The 18,298-nt window shown below is 68.0% G+C and carries 11 protein-coding genes; 7 read left to right on the top strand and 4 right to left on the bottom strand.

The window, feature by feature from the left end:
• Positions 1-12: 12 nt before the first annotated feature.
• The 5 genes from E7V67_006190 to E7V67_006170 all read left to right on the top strand — a co-directional run bounded on the left by E7V67_006190 (position 13) and on the right by E7V67_006170 (position 13,068).
• Complete coding sequence (locus E7V67_006190) at positions 13-7,842, top strand: calcium-binding protein (GenBank protein ID WUR14695.1); 7,830 nt, start codon at positions 13-15, stop codon at positions 7,840-7,842.
• A gap of 119 nt (positions 7,843-7,961) precedes the next feature.
• Positions 7,962-10,154: a type I secretion system permease/ATPase gene (locus E7V67_006185; GenBank protein WUR14694.1), complete on the top strand. Its 2,193-nt coding sequence runs from the start codon at positions 7,962-7,964 to the stop codon at positions 10,152-10,154.
• A 15-nt stretch (positions 10,155-10,169) separates the two neighbouring features.
• Positions 10,170-11,597: an HlyD family type I secretion periplasmic adaptor subunit gene (locus tag E7V67_006180; GenBank protein WUR14693.1), complete on the top strand. Its 1,428-nt coding sequence runs from the start codon at positions 10,170-10,172 to the stop codon at positions 11,595-11,597.
• 162 nt (positions 11,598-11,759) lie between these two features.
• Positions 11,760-12,299: a PEP-CTERM sorting domain-containing protein gene (locus E7V67_006175; GenBank protein WUR14692.1), complete on the top strand. Its 540-nt coding sequence runs from the start codon at positions 11,760-11,762 to the stop codon at positions 12,297-12,299.
• A 154-nt stretch (positions 12,300-12,453) separates the two neighbouring features.
• Complete coding sequence (locus tag E7V67_006170; protein WUR14691.1) at positions 12,454-13,068, top strand: hypothetical protein; 615 nt, start codon at positions 12,454-12,456, stop codon at positions 13,066-13,068.
• Positions 13,069-13,350: 282 nt separating this feature from the next.
• Here the strand turns inward: E7V67_006170 and E7V67_006165 are convergent, their stop codons facing one another.
• Positions 13,351-13,905, bottom strand: coding sequence for a GNAT family N-acetyltransferase (locus E7V67_006165; GenBank protein WUR14690.1), 555 nt, complete (start codon positions 13,903-13,905; stop codon positions 13,351-13,353).
• A 95-nt stretch (positions 13,906-14,000) separates the two neighbouring features.
• Between E7V67_006165 and E7V67_006160 the strand changes: the two genes are divergently transcribed.
• Complete coding sequence (locus E7V67_006160; protein WUR14689.1) at positions 14,001-14,303, top strand: hypothetical protein; 303 nt, start codon at positions 14,001-14,003, stop codon at positions 14,301-14,303.
• Positions 14,304-14,351: 48 nt separating this feature from the next.
• On the opposite strand, the gene pncB is transcribed toward E7V67_006160, so the two are convergent.
• The 3 genes from pncB to E7V67_006145 form a co-directional block, all read right to left on the bottom strand.
• The gene (gene pncB / locus E7V67_006155) at positions 14,352-15,575 is read right to left on the bottom strand and encodes a nicotinate phosphoribosyltransferase (GenBank protein WUR14688.1); all 1,224 of its coding nucleotides are present in this window, start codon (positions 15,573-15,575) and stop codon (positions 14,352-14,354) included.
• A gap of 1 nt (position 15,576) precedes the next feature.
• Positions 15,577-16,455, bottom strand: a complete 879-nt coding sequence (locus tag E7V67_006150) for a cysteine hydrolase (protein WUR14687.1) — start codon at positions 16,453-16,455, stop codon at positions 15,577-15,579.
• Between the two features lie 99 nt (positions 16,456-16,554).
• Positions 16,555-17,169 carry an FMN-dependent NADH-azoreductase gene (locus tag E7V67_006145; protein ID WUR14686.1) on the bottom strand — a complete coding sequence of 205 codons (615 nt, stop codon included), beginning with the start codon at positions 17,167-17,169 and terminating at the stop codon, positions 16,555-16,557.
• Between the two features lie 103 nt (positions 17,170-17,272).
• Here E7V67_006145 and E7V67_006140 point away from each other — a divergent pair, with 103 nt between their 5' ends.
• Positions 17,273-18,190, top strand: coding sequence for a LysR family transcriptional regulator (locus E7V67_006140; GenBank protein WUR14685.1), 918 nt, complete (start codon positions 17,273-17,275; stop codon positions 18,188-18,190).
• Positions 18,191-18,298 lie beyond the last annotated feature (108 nt).

The raw sequence follows: 18,298 nt of genomic DNA, 5'->3' as shown, positions 1-18,298 counted from the left end.
GGGAATAACAACATGGCAGAAACCATCGAGGTACGGTATTACCGCCTCAGCCCACTCGGCTATTACCACAAATATATCGTCTACACGGATTCGGCCGGCAACCAGTGGGGCGCCCGGGGCGGTCCCACCAGGCAGCCGGACGGCTCCTTCGGCGACATCCGCACCACCGTCGGCCCGTACGATTCCCGCTTTCCCGACTTCGATCCCGAAAACGACGATCCACGCGAGATCATCAAGTCGGGCGACGACCTGTCCGAAGACTGGAACAATATCGTCGATGCCGTGGACGCCATCGGCAACGAACACCATGCATACGATCCGCTCGACACCAACTCCAACGCCACGGTGGACGAGGCGCTCGAGCGTGCCGGCCTGAACGAGCCGGAACAGGACGACCTGGGCGACAACTGGTCGCCCGGTTCCGATACCGACCTGCCGGCGCCCGGCGAGCCGGCCGGCGGCGACGATAGCGGCGATCCTTCCGCACCGGGCGGCCCGGGCGGCGGCGGCGGCGCGCCCGGTGCCGGCGGCGGCAGTCCCGACGGCCCCGGCGGCAGCTCCGGCGGCAGCTCGGGCGGCACCGGTGGCACGGGCGGCGGCTCCTCCGGCGGTCCCGGCGGTGGCGGCGGCGGCGCCGGTGCCAACGGCACCACCCCACCGCGGCGCGATCCGCTCGTGCTGGACCTGGACGGCGACGGCATCGAGACCACCAGCACTCGCAACGGCACCGTCGTGCTGTTCGACCACGACGCCGACGGCGTGCGCACCGGCACCGGCTGGGTCAAGCCGGACGATGGCTGGCTGGTCATGGACCGCAACGGCAACGGCACGATCGACTCGGGCCGCGAGCTGTTCGGCGTGGACACCATCAAATCGAACGGCCAGTTCGCCAGCGACGGCTTCGACGCCTTGCGCGACCTGGACGCCAACCGTGACGGCAAGCTCGATGGCAGCGACAGCGTGTTCGCCAACCTGCGCATTTGGCGCGACCTGAACCAGGACGGCGTCACCCAGGCGGGCGAGCTGTCCACGCTGGGTGCGAACGGCATCGTCGGCATCGGCGTCAATGCCACGGCCGTGCGCACGGACCTGGGCAACGGCAATATCCAGACGGCCGCCGGCACCTTCATCCGTTCCAACGGCACCACGGGCACCACCGGCGAGACCAATGGCGCGGCCGCCAACCTGGACCTGCTGGTCAACACCTTCTACCGCCAGTTCACCGACCACGTGCCGCTGACCGCCCAGGCCAAGGCGCTGCCGACCTTGCGCGGTTCCGGCCGCGTGCGCGACCTGGACGAGGCCATCAGCCTGTCGTCCGACCTGGGCAACACGGTGCAGGGCTATGTGGCGCAAACCACCCGCGCCGGCCAGATCGGCCAGCTCGACACCTTCATCGAGAAGTGGGCCAATACGGCCGACCTGAAGCCGCTCAAGGCGCAGGCGGACGCGCTGGCATCCAGCGGCGTCAAACTGACCTACACCCTGGCCGGCCTGACCGCCGGCACGCCCGCCTACGACGAGTTCGTGCGCAAGCTGGGCGTGGTGGAACGCTTCATGGGCTTCACCTATGGCGGCGCCAACGGCCAGGCGCGCTTCACGCCGCTGACCGCGACGTCGGGCAACGTGACGGTCGCGCTGGCGGCCGAGCAGGTCACCAGCATCACGCTGGCCTACGAGCGCTTCAAGACGGACATCTACGAATCGCTGCTGCTGGAAACGCGCCTGAAGCCCTACTACGACAAGATCGGCACCACGATGCAGGGCGAGTTCCCGGTATTCTCGTTCACGCAACTGGAAGCGGCCTTCACCCAGGCCATCAAGGCCAACCCGCAGCAAGGCATCGTCGACCTGGTCGAGTTCCTCAGCGCGTTCGGCGAAGTCAAGCTGGCCAAGCTGGGCTGGAATGCCAGCGCTTTCCTGGCGCGCCAGATCGGCGCCGCGCCGGAGCTGGCCAGCTTCAGCGAAGAGCTGAGCAGCTGGACGGTGCGCTTTGCCGCCGCTACGGAACACAACCTGACGGGCACCTCGCGCCCCGACCTGCTGACCGGCACCGACGCCGCGGACACGCTGTATGGCCGCGACGGCAACGACCTCCTGCTGGGCAAAGGCGGCAACGACAACCTGTACGGCGAAGCCGGCAACGACACACTCGATGGCGGCAGCGGCAACGACTACCTGAGCGGTGGCGCCGGCGCCGACGTCTACCTGTTCGGCAAGGGCGCCGGCCAGGACACGGTGTACAACCACGACAGCGACGCCGCCGGCACCAATGCGGACACCATCGAGCTGGCCGCCGGCATCGCGCCGGAAGGCGTGTCGCTGAGCCGCGTGAGCGACGACCTGATCGTGCGCATCAACGGCACCGACGACACCCTGCGCGTACAGAGCTACTTCAACAGCGACGGCAGCGCACCTTACGCGGTCGAGAAGATCGCCTTCGCCAACGGTACCGCATGGGATGTCGCCACGGTCAAGGCCAAGGTGCTCGCCTCCAGCGCCGGTGCCGATTCCCTGCTCGGCTATGCCAGCGCCGACAGCATCGGCGGCGGCGACGGCAACGATACCGTCTACGGCTACGGCGGCGACGACACGATCGACGGCGGCAACGGCGCCGACTACCTGGTGGCGGGCGAAGGCAACGACACGGTGCGCGCCGGCGCCGGCAACGACACGGTCTATAGCGGCAACGGCAACGACAGCGTGCGCGGCGATGCCCACAACGACAACCTGTACGGCGAAGCCGGCAACGACACGCTCGATGGCGGCAGCGGCAACGACTACCTGAGCGGCGGCGCCGGCGCCGACGTCTACCTGTTCGGCAAGGGCTCGGGCCAGGACACCGTCGCCAACCACGACAACGACGCGGTCGGCACCAGCGCCGACACGATCCAGCTGGGCGCCGGCATCACCCAGGCCGACGTGGCGTTGCACCGGGCCGGCGAGGACCTGCTCATCGCCATCAAGGGCACGGACGACGTACTGCGCGTGCAAAGCTACTTCAACGGCGACGCCGCCAATAGCTACGTCGTCGAGACCATCCGCTTCGCCGACGGCAGCATGCTCGACACGGCGATCATCAAGACGATGGTGCAGGTGCCCACGCTGGGCAACGACACCGTGTACGGCTATGCCGGCGCCGACACGCTGGACGGCAATGAAGGCAACGACACGCTGTACGGCTATGCCGGCAACGACAGCCTGCGCGGCGGCGGCGGTGCCGATTACCTGCAGGCGGGCGACGGCGACGACACGGCGCGCGGGGGCCTCGGCAACGACGTGCTGTACGGCGGCAGCGGCCACGATGGCCTGTACGGCAACGAACAGAACGACACACTGTACGGCGAAGCCGGCAACGACACGCTCGATGGCGGCAGCGGCAACGACGACCTGCAAGGCGGCGCCGGCGCAGACGTCTACCTGTTCGGCAAGGGCTCCGGCCGCGACGCGATCTACAACGCCGACAACGACGCGGCCGGCACCAATGCCGACACGATCCAGCTGGGCGCCGGCGTCCTGCCGGCCGGCGTCGCGCTGAGCCGCACCGGCGACGACCTCGTCATCGCCATCAACGGCAGCGACGACACCCTGCGCGTGCAGGCCTACTTCAACAGCGACGGCGCCTCCAGCTACGCGGTCGAGATGCTGCGCTTCGCCGACGGCACCGCCTGGGACGTGGCGACGGTCAAGGCCAAGGTGCAGGCCGGCACCGGCAACAACGACCTGCTGTACGGTTATGCCGGCGCGGACACCCTGAACGGCGGCGAAGGCAACGACACGGTCTACGGTGGTGCCGGCGACGACGTGCTCGATGGCGCCGCCGGCGCCGACCGGCTGCAGGGCGGCGACGGCAACGACATCGCGCGCGGCGGCATCGGCAACGACACCCTGTCGGGCGACGCCGGCAACGACAACCTGCAGGGCAACGAGCAGCACGACACGCTGTACGGCGAAGCGGGCAACGACACGCTCGATGGCGGTGCCGGCAACGATTACGTGGCCGGCGGCGCCGGCGCGGACGTCTACCTGTTCGGCACCGGCGCCGGCCAGGACACGCTGTACAACTACGACAACGACGCGCTGGGCACCAATGCGGACACGATCCAGCTGGGCGCGGGCATCGCCCCGGCCGGCGTGACGCTGACGCGGACCGGCGACGACCTCGTGCTGACCCTGGCCGCCAGCGGCGACACGCTGCGCGTGCAAAGCTACTTCCACGGCGAGGCCGCGTCGAACTACACGGTCGAGACGATCCGCTTCGCCGACGGCACCACGTGGGACATCGCGGCCGTGAAGGCCAAGGTGCAGGCAGGCAGCGCCAACAACGACACGCTGCACGGCTACGCCACGGCCGACACGCTGGCCGGCGGCGAGGGCAACGACGTCTTGTACGGCCAGGCCGGCGACGACGCGCTGACCGGCGCTTCCGGCAACGACAACCTGCAGGGCGGCGACGGCAACGACAGCGCGCGTGGTGGCGTCGGCCAGGACACCGTCTACGGCGGCAACGGCAACGACCTGGTGCACGGCAACGAAGGCAACGACAACGTGTACGGCGATGCCGGCAACGACACCCTCGACGGCGGCACCGGCGGCGACTACCTGCAGGGCGGCAGCGGCGCCGACCTGTACCAGTTCGGCAAGGGCGGCGGCCAGGACACGATCAACAACCACGATGGCGACGCCGTCGGCACCAATGCGGACGCGATCCTGCTGGGCGCCGGCATCGCGGCGGGCGGCGTGACGCTGACGCGCGTCAGCGACGACCTGCTGATCGCCATCAATGGCAGCGACGACACGCTGCGCGTGCAGAGCTACTTCTACAACGACGGCGCTTCCGCCTACGTCATGGAACACCTGAAGTTCGCCGACGGCACCACGTGGGACTACGCCACCGTCAAGTCGAAGCTGGTGACGGTGACGCCAGCGCCGAGCGTCAGCATCAACGGCACCCCAGCCGGCGACAACCTGGCAGGTGGCGCCGGCAACGACACGCTGTACGGCCAGGCCGGCAACGACACGCTGGACGGTGGTGCCGGCAACGACGCGCTGTATGGCGGCGACGGCAGCGACGTTTACAGGTTCGGCAAGGGCGCCGGTCGCGACACGATCGGCGGCTATGACGTCACGGCCGGCAAGGTCGATGCCATCGTGCTGGGCGCCGAGGTGGCGGAGGCGGACGTGGTGCTGGGACGCGAAGGCGACACGCTGGTGCTGGCAATCAAGGGCACCGGCGACACGCTGCGCGTTTCCAGCTACTTCAACACCGATGGCGCCGGCGGCTACCAGGTCGAGCAGATCCGCTTCGCCAGCGGCACCACGTGGGACGTCGCCGCGGTCAAGGCCAAGGTCACGGCGGCCACCGGCGAGAACGATGCGCTGATCGGCTACGCGGGCGCGGACAACCTGGCCGGCTTGCTGGGCGACGACACGCTGTCCGGCCGCGCCGGCAACGACACGCTGGACGGCGGCTGGGGCGACGACCAGCTGGCCGGCGAGGACGGCGACGACGTGCTGCGCGGCGGGCTGCACAACGACCGCCTCGACGGCGGCAACGGCGCCGACCTCCTGCAGGGCGGCGACGGCGACGACACCGTCTACGGCCAGGCCGGCAACGACACGCTGGAAGGCGGCGCCGGCAACGACACGCTGGACGGCGGCGCCGGCAACGACGTCTACCTGTTCGGCCGGGGCGCCGGCAGGGATACGATCAGCGCGCACGACGGCACGGCGGGCAAGGTCGACGTCGTCAGGCTCGGCGCCGGCATCGCGGCTGCCGACGTCACGCTCAAGCGCGACGGCGACGCGCTGGTACTGTCGATCAACGGCACGGCCGACACGCTGCGCGTCGGCAGCTATTTCTACAACGACGCCTCCTATGGCTACCAGGTCGAGGAAATCCGCTTCGCCGACGGCACGACCTGGGACCTGGCCACGGTCAAGGCGCGCGTGCAGGCCGCCGGCACCGACAGCGACACGCTGTACGGCTACGCCACGGCGGACAACCTGGCCGGGCTGGCCGGCGACGACACGGTATCCGGCAAGGGCGGCAACGACACCCTCGACGGCGGCACGGGCGAAGATCAGCTGGCCGGCGATGACGGCGACGACGTGCTGCGCGGCGGCGCCAACAACGACCGGCTCGATGGCGGCAACGGCGCCGACAACCTGCAAGGCGGCGACGGCGACGACACCGTCCACGGCCAGGCCGGCAACGACACGATCGACGGCGGCAGCGGCAACGATACGCTCGACGGCGGCGCCGGCAACGACGCCTACCTGTTCGGCCGCGGCGCCGGCAAGGACACAATCAGCGGCTACGACAGCACGGCCGGCAAGCTGGACGTGATCCAGCTGGGCGCCGGCATCGCGGCAGCGGACGTCACGCTCAAGCGCGATGGCGACGCGCTGGTGCTGTCGATCGCCGGCAGCGGCGACACCCTGCGCGTGGCCAGCCACTTCTATGCCGATGCGACCTATGGCTACCAGGTCGAGCAGATCCGCTTTGCCGACGGTACCACCTGGGACCTGGCCGCCATCAAGGCCAAGGTGCAGGCCGGCGGCAACGACAGCGAAAGCCTGTACGGCTACGCCGGCAACGACAGCCTGGTCGGCCTGCTGGGCGACGACGCGCTGTATGGCCGCGCCGGCAACGACACCCTCGACGGCGGCTGGGGCGACGACCAGCTGGCTGGGGAGGATGGCGACGACGTGCTGCGCGGCGGGCTGCAGAACGATCGCCTGGACGGCGGCACCGGCAACGACAGCCTGCAGGGCGGCGACGGCGACGATACCCTCTACGGCCAGGCCGGCAACGACACGCTGGAAGGCGGCGCCGGCAACGACACGCTCGACGGCGGTAGCGGCAACGACGTCTACCTGTTCGGCCGGGGCGCGGGCAAGGACACCATCAGCGCCCACGAAAGCACGGCGGGCAAGCTCGATCGGATCCAGCTGGCCAATGGCGTGGCGGCCGCCGACGTGGTCTTGCAGCGCGACGGCGACACGCTGGTGCTGTCGCTCGCCGGCAGCAGCGACAGCCTGCGCGTCAACAACTACTTCAGCCAGGATGCCACCTACGGCTACCAGGTCGAGGAAATCCGCTTCGCCGACGGCACCACCTGGAACGTGGCCACCGTCAAGCAGAAGGTGCTGGCGGCCGGCGCCGACAACGACACACTGATCGGCTACGCGGGCGCCGACAGCCTGGCCGGCCTGGGCGGCGAGGACACGTTGCGCGCCCGTGCCGGCAACGACACGCTGGACGGCGGCGCGGGCGACGACAACCTGTACGGCGAGGACGGCGACGACGTGCTGAAAGGTGGCCTGAACGACGACCAGCTCGATGGCGGCGCCGGCAACGACAGCCTGCTGGGCAACGAGGGTGCCGACGCGCTGTCCGGCCAGGCCGGCAACGACACGCTCGAGGGCGGCGCCGGCAACGACACGCTGGACGGCGGCGCCGGCAGCGACAAGTACCTGTTCGGCAAGGGTGCCGGTGCGGACAGCATCAGCAGCTACGACGGCGGCGCCAGCGACGACCGCGTCGCCTTCGGGGCGGGTGTGGCGGAAGGCCAGATCTGGCTGCAAAAGAGCGGCAGCGACCTGCAGCTGACCCTGATCGAGACCAACGACAAGCTGACCATCCGCAACTGGTACAGCGGCAGCGCATACCGTGTCGACGGCTTCGATCTCGCCAACGGCAAGCACCTGCTGGAAGGCCAGGTGGAGGCGCTGGTGTCGGCCATGGCGGCGTTCGCGCCGCCGGTGCCGGGCCAGACCTCGCTGCCCGCCGACTACCAGGCGGCGCTGAACCCGGTCATCGCGGCCAACTGGAAATAAGCGCGCGCGGCATCCCGGCTCCGGCCGGGATGCCTGCCGCCCTGGCTCCATCGTTTTTCCCTGCACCCGGCCCGCGTGGCCGGGGCAGGTCATTTTTGTTTCGCACTATCGAGGACCTCATGCGCGACGACGCTCCTTATCGCACGCCCCCGCCCTGCCCCGGCACCGAACCGCCACTGCCGCCGCGCATTGACAGCGGCGTGGCCTGCCTCGTGATGATGGCGCGCCTGCACGGCGTGGCGGCCGATCCCGACCAGCTGGCGCACGAATTCGCGCCGCCCGGCGGCACGCTCGCTACGGCCGACCTGCTGCTGGCGGCCAGGAAGCTGGACCTGAAGGCGAAGGCCGTGCGCACCGATGCGAGCCGGCTGGACAAGACGCCGCTGCCCGCGATCGCGCTGGGCCGCGACGCCGATGGCAAGCCGGAATACTTCATCCTCGCGCGCGTCGACAGCAACGAGCATGGCACCCAGGTGCTGATCCAGTCGCCCACGGCAGGGCGGCCGCAGACCTTGACGCTGGAGCAGTTGCGCCAGCGCTGGGAAGGCGAGCTGGTACTGATCGCGTCGCGTGCTTCGCTGGCCGGCGAGCTGGCGAAATTCGATTTCACCTGGTTCATCCCCGCCATCGTCAAGTACCGCAAGCTGCTGGGCGAAGTGCTGGTGGTCAGCTTCGTGCTGCAGTTCTTCGCGCTGATCACGCCCCTCTTTTTCCAGGTGGTGATGGACAAGGTGCTGGTGCACCGCGGCTTCACCACGCTGGACGTGATCGCCGTCGGCCTGGTCGCCGTGATGCTGTTCGAAGTGGCGCTGACCACCTTGCGCAGCTACGTGTTCGCGCACACCACCAGCCGCATCGACGTGGAACTGGGCGCGCGGCTGTTCCGCCACCTGCTGGCCCTGCCGCTGGCCTATTTCCAGGCGCGCCGCGTGGGCGACTCGGTCGCGCGCGTGCGCGAGCTGGAAAACATCCGCTCCTTCCTGACCGGGAATGCGATCACACTGGTGCTGGATTTGCTGTTCTCGGTCGTGTTCATCGCCGTCATGCTCAGCTACAGCGGCTGGCTCAGCCTCATCGTCATCCTGTCGCTGCCCTGCTACGTGATCCTGTCGGCGCTGTTTACGCCCGTGCTACGCGCGCGCCTGAACGAGAAGTTCGCCCGCAGCGCGGAGAACCAGGCCTTCCTGGTGGAGACCATCAGCGGCATCGATACCGTCAAGGCGATGGCCGTGGAGCCGCACTGGACGCGCAAGTGGGACAACCAGCTGGCGGCTTACGTGTCGTCCAGCTTCCGCACCGCGACCATCGGCACCCTGGCCGGCAGCGGCGTCACCCTGGTGTCGAAACTGGTCACGGTGGCGACGATGTACGTCGGCGCCCGCCTCGTCATCGACAACCAGCTCTCTGTCGGCCAGCTGATCGCCTTCAACATGCTGGCGGCGCAGGTGGCGCAGCCGGTGATGCGGCTGGCGCAGCTGTGGACCGATTTCCAGCAGACCGGTATTTCCGTGCAGCGCCTGGGCGACATCCTGAACACGCGTACCGAGGTGGCCGGCAACAAGAGCCCCCTGCCCGCGCTGGCCGGCCAGATCACGCTGGACGACGTGGTGTTCCGCTACCGCCCGGACGGGCCGGAGGTGCTGAAGGGCGTGTCGCTGCAGATCGCGCCGGGCGAAGTGATCGGCATCGTCGGCCGCTCCGGTTCCGGCAAGAGCACGCTGACCAAGCTGGTGCAGCGGCTGTACGTGCCGGAACGGGGCCGCGTGCTGGTGGACGGCATGGACCTGGCGCTGGCCGACTCGACGTCGCTGCGCCGGCAGATCGGCGTGGTGCTGCAGGAGAACGTGCTGTTCGCGCGCAGCATCCGCGACAACATCGCGCTGGCCGATCCGGGCGCGCCGCTGGCGGCCGTGATCGAGGCCGCCAAGCTGGCCGGCGCGCACGAGTTCATCCTCGAACTGCCCGAGGGCTACGACACGCTGGTGGGCGAGCACGGCTCGTCGCTGTCCGGCGGCCAGCGCCAGCGCATCGCCATCGCGCGCGCCTTGATGACGAACCCGCGCGTGCTGATCTTCGACGAGGCCACCAGCGCCCTGGACTACGAGAGCGAACGCATCATCCAGAACAATATGAAGGCGATCTGCCGCGGCCGCACGGTGATCGTCATCGCCCACCGCCTGTCGGCCGTGCGCGATGCCAACCGTATCGTCGTCATGGAACGGGGCCAGGTAGTGGAGACGGGCCGCCACGCCGAGCTATTGGCGATCGAGGGCGGCCACTACGCGCGCCTGCACGGCATGCAGCACGGTTAAGGAAAGAGCACAGACATGAGCATCACGATGACATTGCAGGCGTTCGGCGACCTGTCGAAACGCTACGGCGCCGTATGGCGCCAGGCCTGGGCCCAGCGGCACCGGATGGAACCGGTGCCGCGCCTGCCCCATGAGGCGCAGTTCCTGCCGGCCGCGCTGGCGCTGCAGGAGACGCCGGTCTCGCCGGCGCCGCGCGTGGCGATGTGGCTGCTGATCGGCTTCGTCGCGCTGGCCCTGCTGTGGGCCTGCTTCGGTCACGTCGACCTGGTAGCGACGGCACAGGGCAAGGTCGTGCCGAACGACCGCACCAAGACCATCCAGCCTTTCGAGACGGCGACCGTGAAGGCGATCCATGTCACGGACGGCCAGCTCGTCAAGGCCGGCGACGTGCTGATCGAACTCGATGCCACCACGGCCACGGCCGACGCGGACCGCGTCGCCAGCGACCTGGCGGTGGCGCGGCTGCAGGTGGCGCGCGGCCAGGCGCTGCTGGCGGCACTGGACCATGGCGGCAGCCCGCGGCTGGCGCGCCCGGGCGGCGTGGACGAGCTGCGCTACGTCGAGGCACAGCGCCTGCTGGCGTCGCAGATGGCGGAGCTGGGCGCGCGCCAGGCCCGCATCGACGCGGAGGTGGCCAAGCGCGAGGCGGAGCTGCGCTCGGCGCAGGAGCTGGTGCGCAAGCTGGAACAGACCCTGCCGATCGCGCGCCAGCGCGCCCAGGACTACCAGCGCCTGGTCGAGCAGAACTTCGCTTCCAAGCACGGCTACCTGGAACGCGAGCAGGCCCGCATCGAGGTCGAGGGCGACCTGGCCAACCTGTCCAGCCGGAAGAAGGAAATCGAGGCGGCCCTGCGCGAGGCGCGCGGGCAACGCGCGGAACTGCTGGCGGAAACCCGCCGCCTGAGCCTGGACAGCATCACCGATGGCCAGCAGAAGGTCGCCGCCCTGGAACAGGAGCTGCGCAAGGCCAGCACGCGCGGCCAGCTGATGCGGCTGACGTCGCCGGTCGATGGCACCGTACAGCAGTTGGCGGTGCACACGGTCGGAGGCGTCGTCACCCCGGCGCAGCCGCTGATGGTGGTGGTGCCGCGCGATCACGCGCTGGAAGTGGAGGCCTTTCTGGAGAACAAGGACATTGGCTTCGTCAAGCCGGGCCAGGACGCCGAGGTCAAGTTCGAAACCTTCCAGTACACGAAATATGGCACGGTGCACGCGCACGTCACGTCCGTGTCGCACGACGCCATCAATGACGAAAAGCGCGGCCTCGTCTATTCGGCGAGGGTGCGCATGGACAAGGCCAGCATCGACGTGGACGGCACGGCCGTCAACCTGTCGCCGGGCATGGCGGTGACGGTCGAGGTCAAGACCGGCAAGCGGCGCGTGATTGACTATTTCCTGTCGCCATTGATCGTGCATACCAGCGAAAGCATGCGCGAACGCTGATGCGGACTAGCATAACTTTCATGACAAAGGAAGCAATTTACGTTTACACAACACTACCGCAAGTTCTTGGCTGGCAGCAGATTTTTTGTGGAAATACCATGCAATACTTATAAGACCCTGATGAGTTTGTCAGGTTTTCCACTATCAGAAAGAGAGCCACCCATGAACGTCAGCAAATTCTTCCGTGCAGTGCTCGTGATCGGTGCACTGTTTGCCGGCATGGCCCAGTCCGCGCAGGCAGATATCTACACTCACACCGGCGACACCACTGGCGGGCCTACCTACAACCGTCCGCTGGAAGACCTGTCCGACCTGTCCATAGTCGGCACCGACGTGGCCTACCGCACGTTCGCGTTCAACCTGGACGCCGGCGGCGAGTACACTTTCCTGCTGACCTCGGATTACGATGGCATGATGTTCCTGTACCAGAACTCGTTCGACGCGGCCGATCCGCTGACGAACGGCTTGGGTGGCAGCGACGACTTGTTCGGCGGCACCACCTCCGGCTTCTACGGCGACCTGGAAGCCGGCAACTACGTGCTGGTGTTCACGGCTTATTCCAATGGCGACGCCGGCAAGTACAGCGTGACGATCGGCGGCCCGGGCGTCATCACGGCCGTGCCGGAACCTGCCACCTACATGATGCTGGCCATGGGTCTGCTGGCCGTCGGCTACGCGCAGCGCCGCAAGATGCAGCGCTGATCGGGGCTGTTGCTCGACAAGAACGGCGGAGCTTGCTCCGCCGTTTTTTTTGCGTCCGCCATAGTCCTACAGGACGTCTACCCGTGCACCTATGCCATGCGGCGACCGCTCCCCCTACGATGTACGGGTATTCAACCTCGTTAGGGAGACGATCATGCAGAACGAAGGAAAAGAAAAAGGCCGCGACCTGTACCAGAAAACCCATGACGGCACGACGAGCGCCGGCTCGATGGGCACCGGCGCCACCGGCCACGTCGGCACCAAGGAGGGTTACGACGAGGCAGCGCATGCGGGCGGCAACCAGCAATCGGGCGGCCGCACGGACGACCTGCTGTCCGATGGCTCGGATTCGCAACTGGACGACCGCGGCTTCGCCAGCGGCAATCGCAGCGGCGATCTCGACCCGGGCATGGGCGGCATGGGCAGCCTGAGTCGCGGCGGGGGCAACCGCCAGCAGCAAGGCGATGCCCAGCCGGGCGGCCTGGGCGGCTCGATGCGGCCATCCGACCCGGATGGGCTGCAGAATGCGGGCGGCGGCAATATGGGCTCCGCCGCCGTGCCGGAATCGGGCGGCCAGCGCGTCGAGGACAGCCGCTCGGGCGACCTGATCGGCCATGGCAACGCCTCGGGTGGGAATCAGCAAAACCAGCAAAACCAGCAGACCCAGCAGAACCGCCAGAGCGGCGAGCAAGGCCGCGGCAGCCCGTCCGGCGCCGGCAGCACGGGCGCGGACCAGCGCGACTTGTACAACAAGGACCAGTCGCGCTGACGGTGGTTGGGGTCAGTCCCTAATGCCGCTAAGTTAAGGAATTTTGGCGCGCAGAGAACAGACGCTCGCTTGGGGTCTGTCCCGTTTTTTGGGACTGACCCCGGTTTTCATCGCGCAAGTCGCATGGTTCTGCGATTAAAACCAGGGTCAGTCCCCTGCGGGGACAGACCCTAACCCAGCTACTTTTCTCTTAACTTAGCGGCATTAGGGTCAGTCCCCGCAGGGGACGGACCCCGAAGTCCGTCGCGTATCGACGGCTCAGCGCAACTTCAGGGTCGGCCGCTAGGCGGGGACAGGCCCTGGCGACCTCGCGCAACCCAGGCGGTACAGCACATGCCGCGCCAGCGGATGCCCCGCGGGCAGCGCCGGGTGATCGAAGTCTCCGGCCACATCGCGCACCATCCCCAACCGCTCCATCACCCGCCGCGAACGCACGTTGGCCGGCACCGTGAACGACACTATCTCATCCAGCCCCAGCTTGTCGAAGCCATGGCGCAGCGCCGCGCGCGCGCCCTCGGTCGCGAGACCGGCGCCCCACCACTGCGAACCCAGCCGCCAGCCGACCTCGTAGCACGGCGCGAACGGCAGCCTGGCATCGACGTACTTCACGCCGACAAAGCCCACCAGCTCGTCCGTCGCCTTCAGCTGCGCCGCGAAATAGCAGGTGCCGTACAGCTCATACAGTGCGTTCTGCCGGGTGAACAGCGCCCTCGCCTCGTCCGCCGACAGCGGACCCGGCAGGAATTCCGTGACGGCCGGATCGGCGCTGATGGCGACAAACGGCGCCACGTCGCCGGCGCGCCAGGGGCGCAGCAGCAGCCGTTCGGTTTCCAGCATATTCCTTCCTTTCATCGGGCGCGGTGTCCCATCGGGACGACATGCTTGCCTTTTTTGCAGCACAATGGAGCCAAGTTCATAGAGGAGGAAGCACCATGCCCGACACGATCCATCGCAATTTCAAACAGGTCGCGGACGCCGAGAGCGCCCGCGCCGCGCTGCTGCAGGCCGGCTTCCACGGTTCGGCCGTGCAGCTGAACCTGCACGACGCGCGCGCGCAGGACACGACGACGAATGCCGTCGACAACATCATGGATTCGCTGACGCCGGACGATGCCGACGACACGGATCACCCGGTCGCCCGCCCGGCCGCGCTGCTCAGCGTCGACGTCGACACCGAGCAGGAACGCGAGCAGGCCAATACCATCATGCTGCGCTTTGGCGGAGTGGAAGCTTGACCCTTGGTGACAGGCACCTGCCGGAGCCTGTCACCGTTGCCTCTGGCGTTACTGCTGGATCTCGAACACCTGGCGCAGATAAGCCAGGAAGGTCTCGTCCTTCGACATCGTCTTGCCCGGCGAATCCGACAGCTTGGCCACCGACTGGCCATTGCAGCGTACCAGCTTCATGACGATGTTGAGCGGCTGGATGCCCAGGTCGTTGGTGAGCCAGGTGCCGATGCCGAAGCCGGTCGTGATGCGGTCGGCGAAGTGGCGGTACAGCGCGATGGCCTTGTCCAGGTCCAGCCCGTCCGAGAAGACCAGGCGCTTGGTGTTCGGGTCGATGCGCAGCTTGAGGTAGTGCGCGATCGCCTTCTCGCCCCATACGACCGGGTCGCCCGAATCGTGGCGCAGGCCGTCGAACAGCTTGGCGAAGTAGAGGTCGAAGTCGCGCAGGAAGGCGTCCATGCCGACGACGTCCGTCAGCGCGGTGCCCAGGTCGCCGCGGAATTCCTGCACCCAGTCCTCCAGCGCGGCCTTCTGGAAGTCGCGCAGCCGCACGCCGAAGGCCTGGAACGACTGCATGTACTCATGCGCCATCGTGCCGATCGGGTGGATCTTATAGCGCATCGCCAGGTAGACGTTGGACGTGCCCTTGAAGAACTCCGGCACCTCGGCCGCCAGGCGCTCCACCACCTCGTCATGCCACGCGGCCGAGAAGCGCCGGCGCACGCCGAAGTCGGAGAACTCGAACGGATTGCGCTGCATCGGCTGCTGGCCGAATTCCTTCAGCGCCGCGATCTTCGCGTCCAGGCGGCGGCGCCCTTCCGCCAGCGCCGCGGCCTGGTCGAAGCGGCGGAAATACAGCTCGTTGACGATGTACAGCACGAAGATCTCGAAGCCCATCACATGCACCTGCGGGCCGATCGCGTGGATCGCCAGCTCGTCGCCCTCGGTCGTCACCGTGATGAACTTGCGCTGGAAGCGGAACACGGTCAGGAAGTCGACGAAGTCGCTCTTGATGTAGCGCAGCGAGCGCAGGTAGGCCAGCTCTTCTTCCGTGAACGACATGGTGCACAGGTGGTCCAGCTGGCGCTCGACCTCTTCCTTCAGCTCGGCCAGCGGATAGGCCGGCTTGTTCCGGCAGCGGAATTCGTATTCGGTCTGCGCGCCCGGGTGCCAGTGCAGCAAGGCCTGCCACATCGAGAATTTATAGAGGTCCGTCTCCAGCAGGCTGCGTACGACAGGCACGAAGGGGGTAGCGGTCGGGGTAGCGGTCAGGTTCGTCATCTCAGCGCCCCGCATTGACCAGCAGTTCCTGCAGCACGTCGCCGGACTGCGCCATCTGCACACCCTTGGCGCGCATGCGCGCCAGGAAGTCCTGCTGCTGCGCTTCGAAGCCCGTGACGGGGCTCATGCAGTCAGTGATCAGCACCAGCTTCGCCAGCGCAGCGGGATCGTGCGCCTCGAATTGCTCGACGATGTGTTCCGTGGTCGCCTTGACGCAGTGGCTGCCGGCCTCGCCGGCGATGTAGACGCGGTCGGATCGCAGCAGGCTGTCGATCAGGCTGCGGTTCAGCTGCGTGTCCGGGTCGGCATCGTCCGGCACTTCCGCCATCACGGCGGAGTAGTGTTCGGTCCAGGGATTGGAGCCCTTGGCGATCTTCTTCACCACGCCCAGCGCCGCGTCTTCCCAGCGGTTGTAGGCGGCGCGCACGTCGTCGTGCACATTGTGGCCCCAGGAACCGATCTCGCAATGGACGGGCCAGACGATCAATTGGTAGCGACCGGCCGCTTCCAGCGCGTCCAGGTAGGCCTGGGCGCGGGCGCGGGCTTGCGGGTGGCGCGGCAGGTAGCGCGTGGCGCGCAGGTCCTCGGCCGAGATCTGCGTGAATGGCGCGACGGGACCGCCATCGGCGCCGACCCAGAACGTCGGGTGGGCGATGTCGTAGCGGTGGTGCGAATCGAGGGTGACGCTGATCGCTTCGATGCCGTGGCGGCCCCGTTCGATCAGCTCCGCCAGGCGGCGCATGTCGGCATGGGCGCCCGGTACCGGCAGCGCCGGCGCGACGGCCGCGCCGGTGGCCGGATTGAGCGGCCGGTAGGCCGGCGGCAAGTCGCAGAAGTCGTTCTGCGGGTCGATGATCAGCAAATGCAGTTGGTGTTTCATTCAAGGCTCCGTTGCGGGCATGCCGATATGATAACGGCTGCAACGGATTCCTTCAGGACGGCGGCGAAAATTGCGGCCGCCGCCCTGCCCGCTGCGCGCTTACGCCGCGGCCAGCTCGTCGATGGCGCTGCGGCTCTTCGCCAGCGTGTCCGCCACCGCCTGCTCGCCCAGCGCCACGCCCTCGGCGCGGATGAACGTGATGTCCGTCAGGCCCAGGAAGCCCAGCACGGCGCGCAGGTAGGTCGCCAGGAAGTCGAAGCCGGCACCGGGGCCTTCGCTGTACACGCCGCCGCTGGCCGTGACGATGTAGACCTTCTTCCCGGTCAACAGGCCCACCGGCCCCGTCTCGGTGTACTTGAAGGTACGGCCGGCGCGGGCGATCTGGTCGATGTAGGCCTTCAGGCCGGACGGCACCGAGAAGTTGTACATCGGCGCGCCGATGACGATGACGTCGGCCGCGGCCACCTCGTCCACCAGCCGGTCGGACAACTTCGCCGCAAAGGCCTGCTCGGCATTGCGCTGCTCGGCCGGCGTGAAGAATGCACTCAGCGTCTGCTCGTCCAGGTGTGGCACCGGCTCGGCCGCGAGGTCGCGTTCGACGATGACGTCATCCGGGTGCGCCTGGCGCCACTTGGCGATGAACTCCGCCGTCAGCTGGCGCGACAGCGAACCGGTGGTACGTACACTGCTGTTGATGTTGAGGACCGTTGCCATGATGGGCTCCTTGGAAAATGTTGGGTGATTGCGGCCATCTTAGAACAGGTTTAGTATCGAGAAAATCCACTTTATAACGATAGATTCTATCGAAATTTCCGATATGCGCGACCCCGGCCTCCCTTCGCTCGACCAGCTGCGCGTTTTCATCGCCGTCATCGACCACGGCGGTTTCGCGCACGCGGCGCGCGCGCTGCACCGTACCCAGTCCGTCATCAGCTACACCATCGCCAACCTGGAGGAGCAGCTCGATATCGCACTGCTCGACCGCAGCCGGCGCAAGCCGACATTGACGGAAGCCGGCAAGGCCTTGCTCGCCGACGCGCGCGCCGTATCGGCCAAGGTGGACGACATGCGCGCCCGGGCCAAGGCGCTGGGTGCCGGGCTGGAAGCGGAGGTCTGCCTTGTCGTGGACGTGATGTTCCCCATGTGCCGCCTGGTGACGGTGCTGGAAGCCTTCCGCCGCGAATACCCGACCGTTTCGCTGCGCCTGCACACCGAAGCGCTCGGCGCCGTCACGCAGATGGTGCTGGACGGCGCCTGCGAGTTGGGCGTGTCCGGCATGCCGGTGGCGATGCCGGACACGATCGAGCGCCAGCTGGCAGGCCATGTGGCAATGATGCCGGTGTGCGCGCCGCATCACGCCCTGGCGGCGATCGAGGGCGTGGTGCCGACGGCCGTGCTGCGCGAGCACCTGCAACTGGTCGTGACGGACCGCAGCCCGCTGACGCAGGGCCAGGACTTCGGCGTGCTGGGCCGCGCCAACTGGCGCCTGGCCGACCTGCACTCGAAGCACGCATTGCTGCGCGGGGGCCTGGGCTGGGGCAGCATGCCGGAGGCGATGATCGCCGACGACCTGGCGCAGGGCCGCCTGGTGCGCCTGCGCGGCCAGGACGGCGATTCGCTGCAGTATCCGCTGTTCGTCATCCATCGCACCGACGACCAGCTGGGCCCCGCCGCCAGCTGGCTGAAGCACCAGTTCCTCGAACTCGACTACAGCCTGCCGCACGGCGCCTACTGACGCCATCGTTCCTACAGCGGCACGGCGCGTGCGCCTACTCTCCCCGGCCATCGCGCGGCCTAGCATGGACCTCTGCCGGGGCGCGCGCCGCCCCGCAACGACCATGCA

This window comes from [Empedobacter] haloabium, assembly GCA_008011715.2.
GTDB lineage: Bacteria > Pseudomonadota > Gammaproteobacteria > Burkholderiales > Burkholderiaceae_D > Rugamonas > Rugamonas haloabia.
Note: the sequence above shows the minus strand (reverse complement) of the source record. Positions and strands in the feature narration are given on the sequence as shown.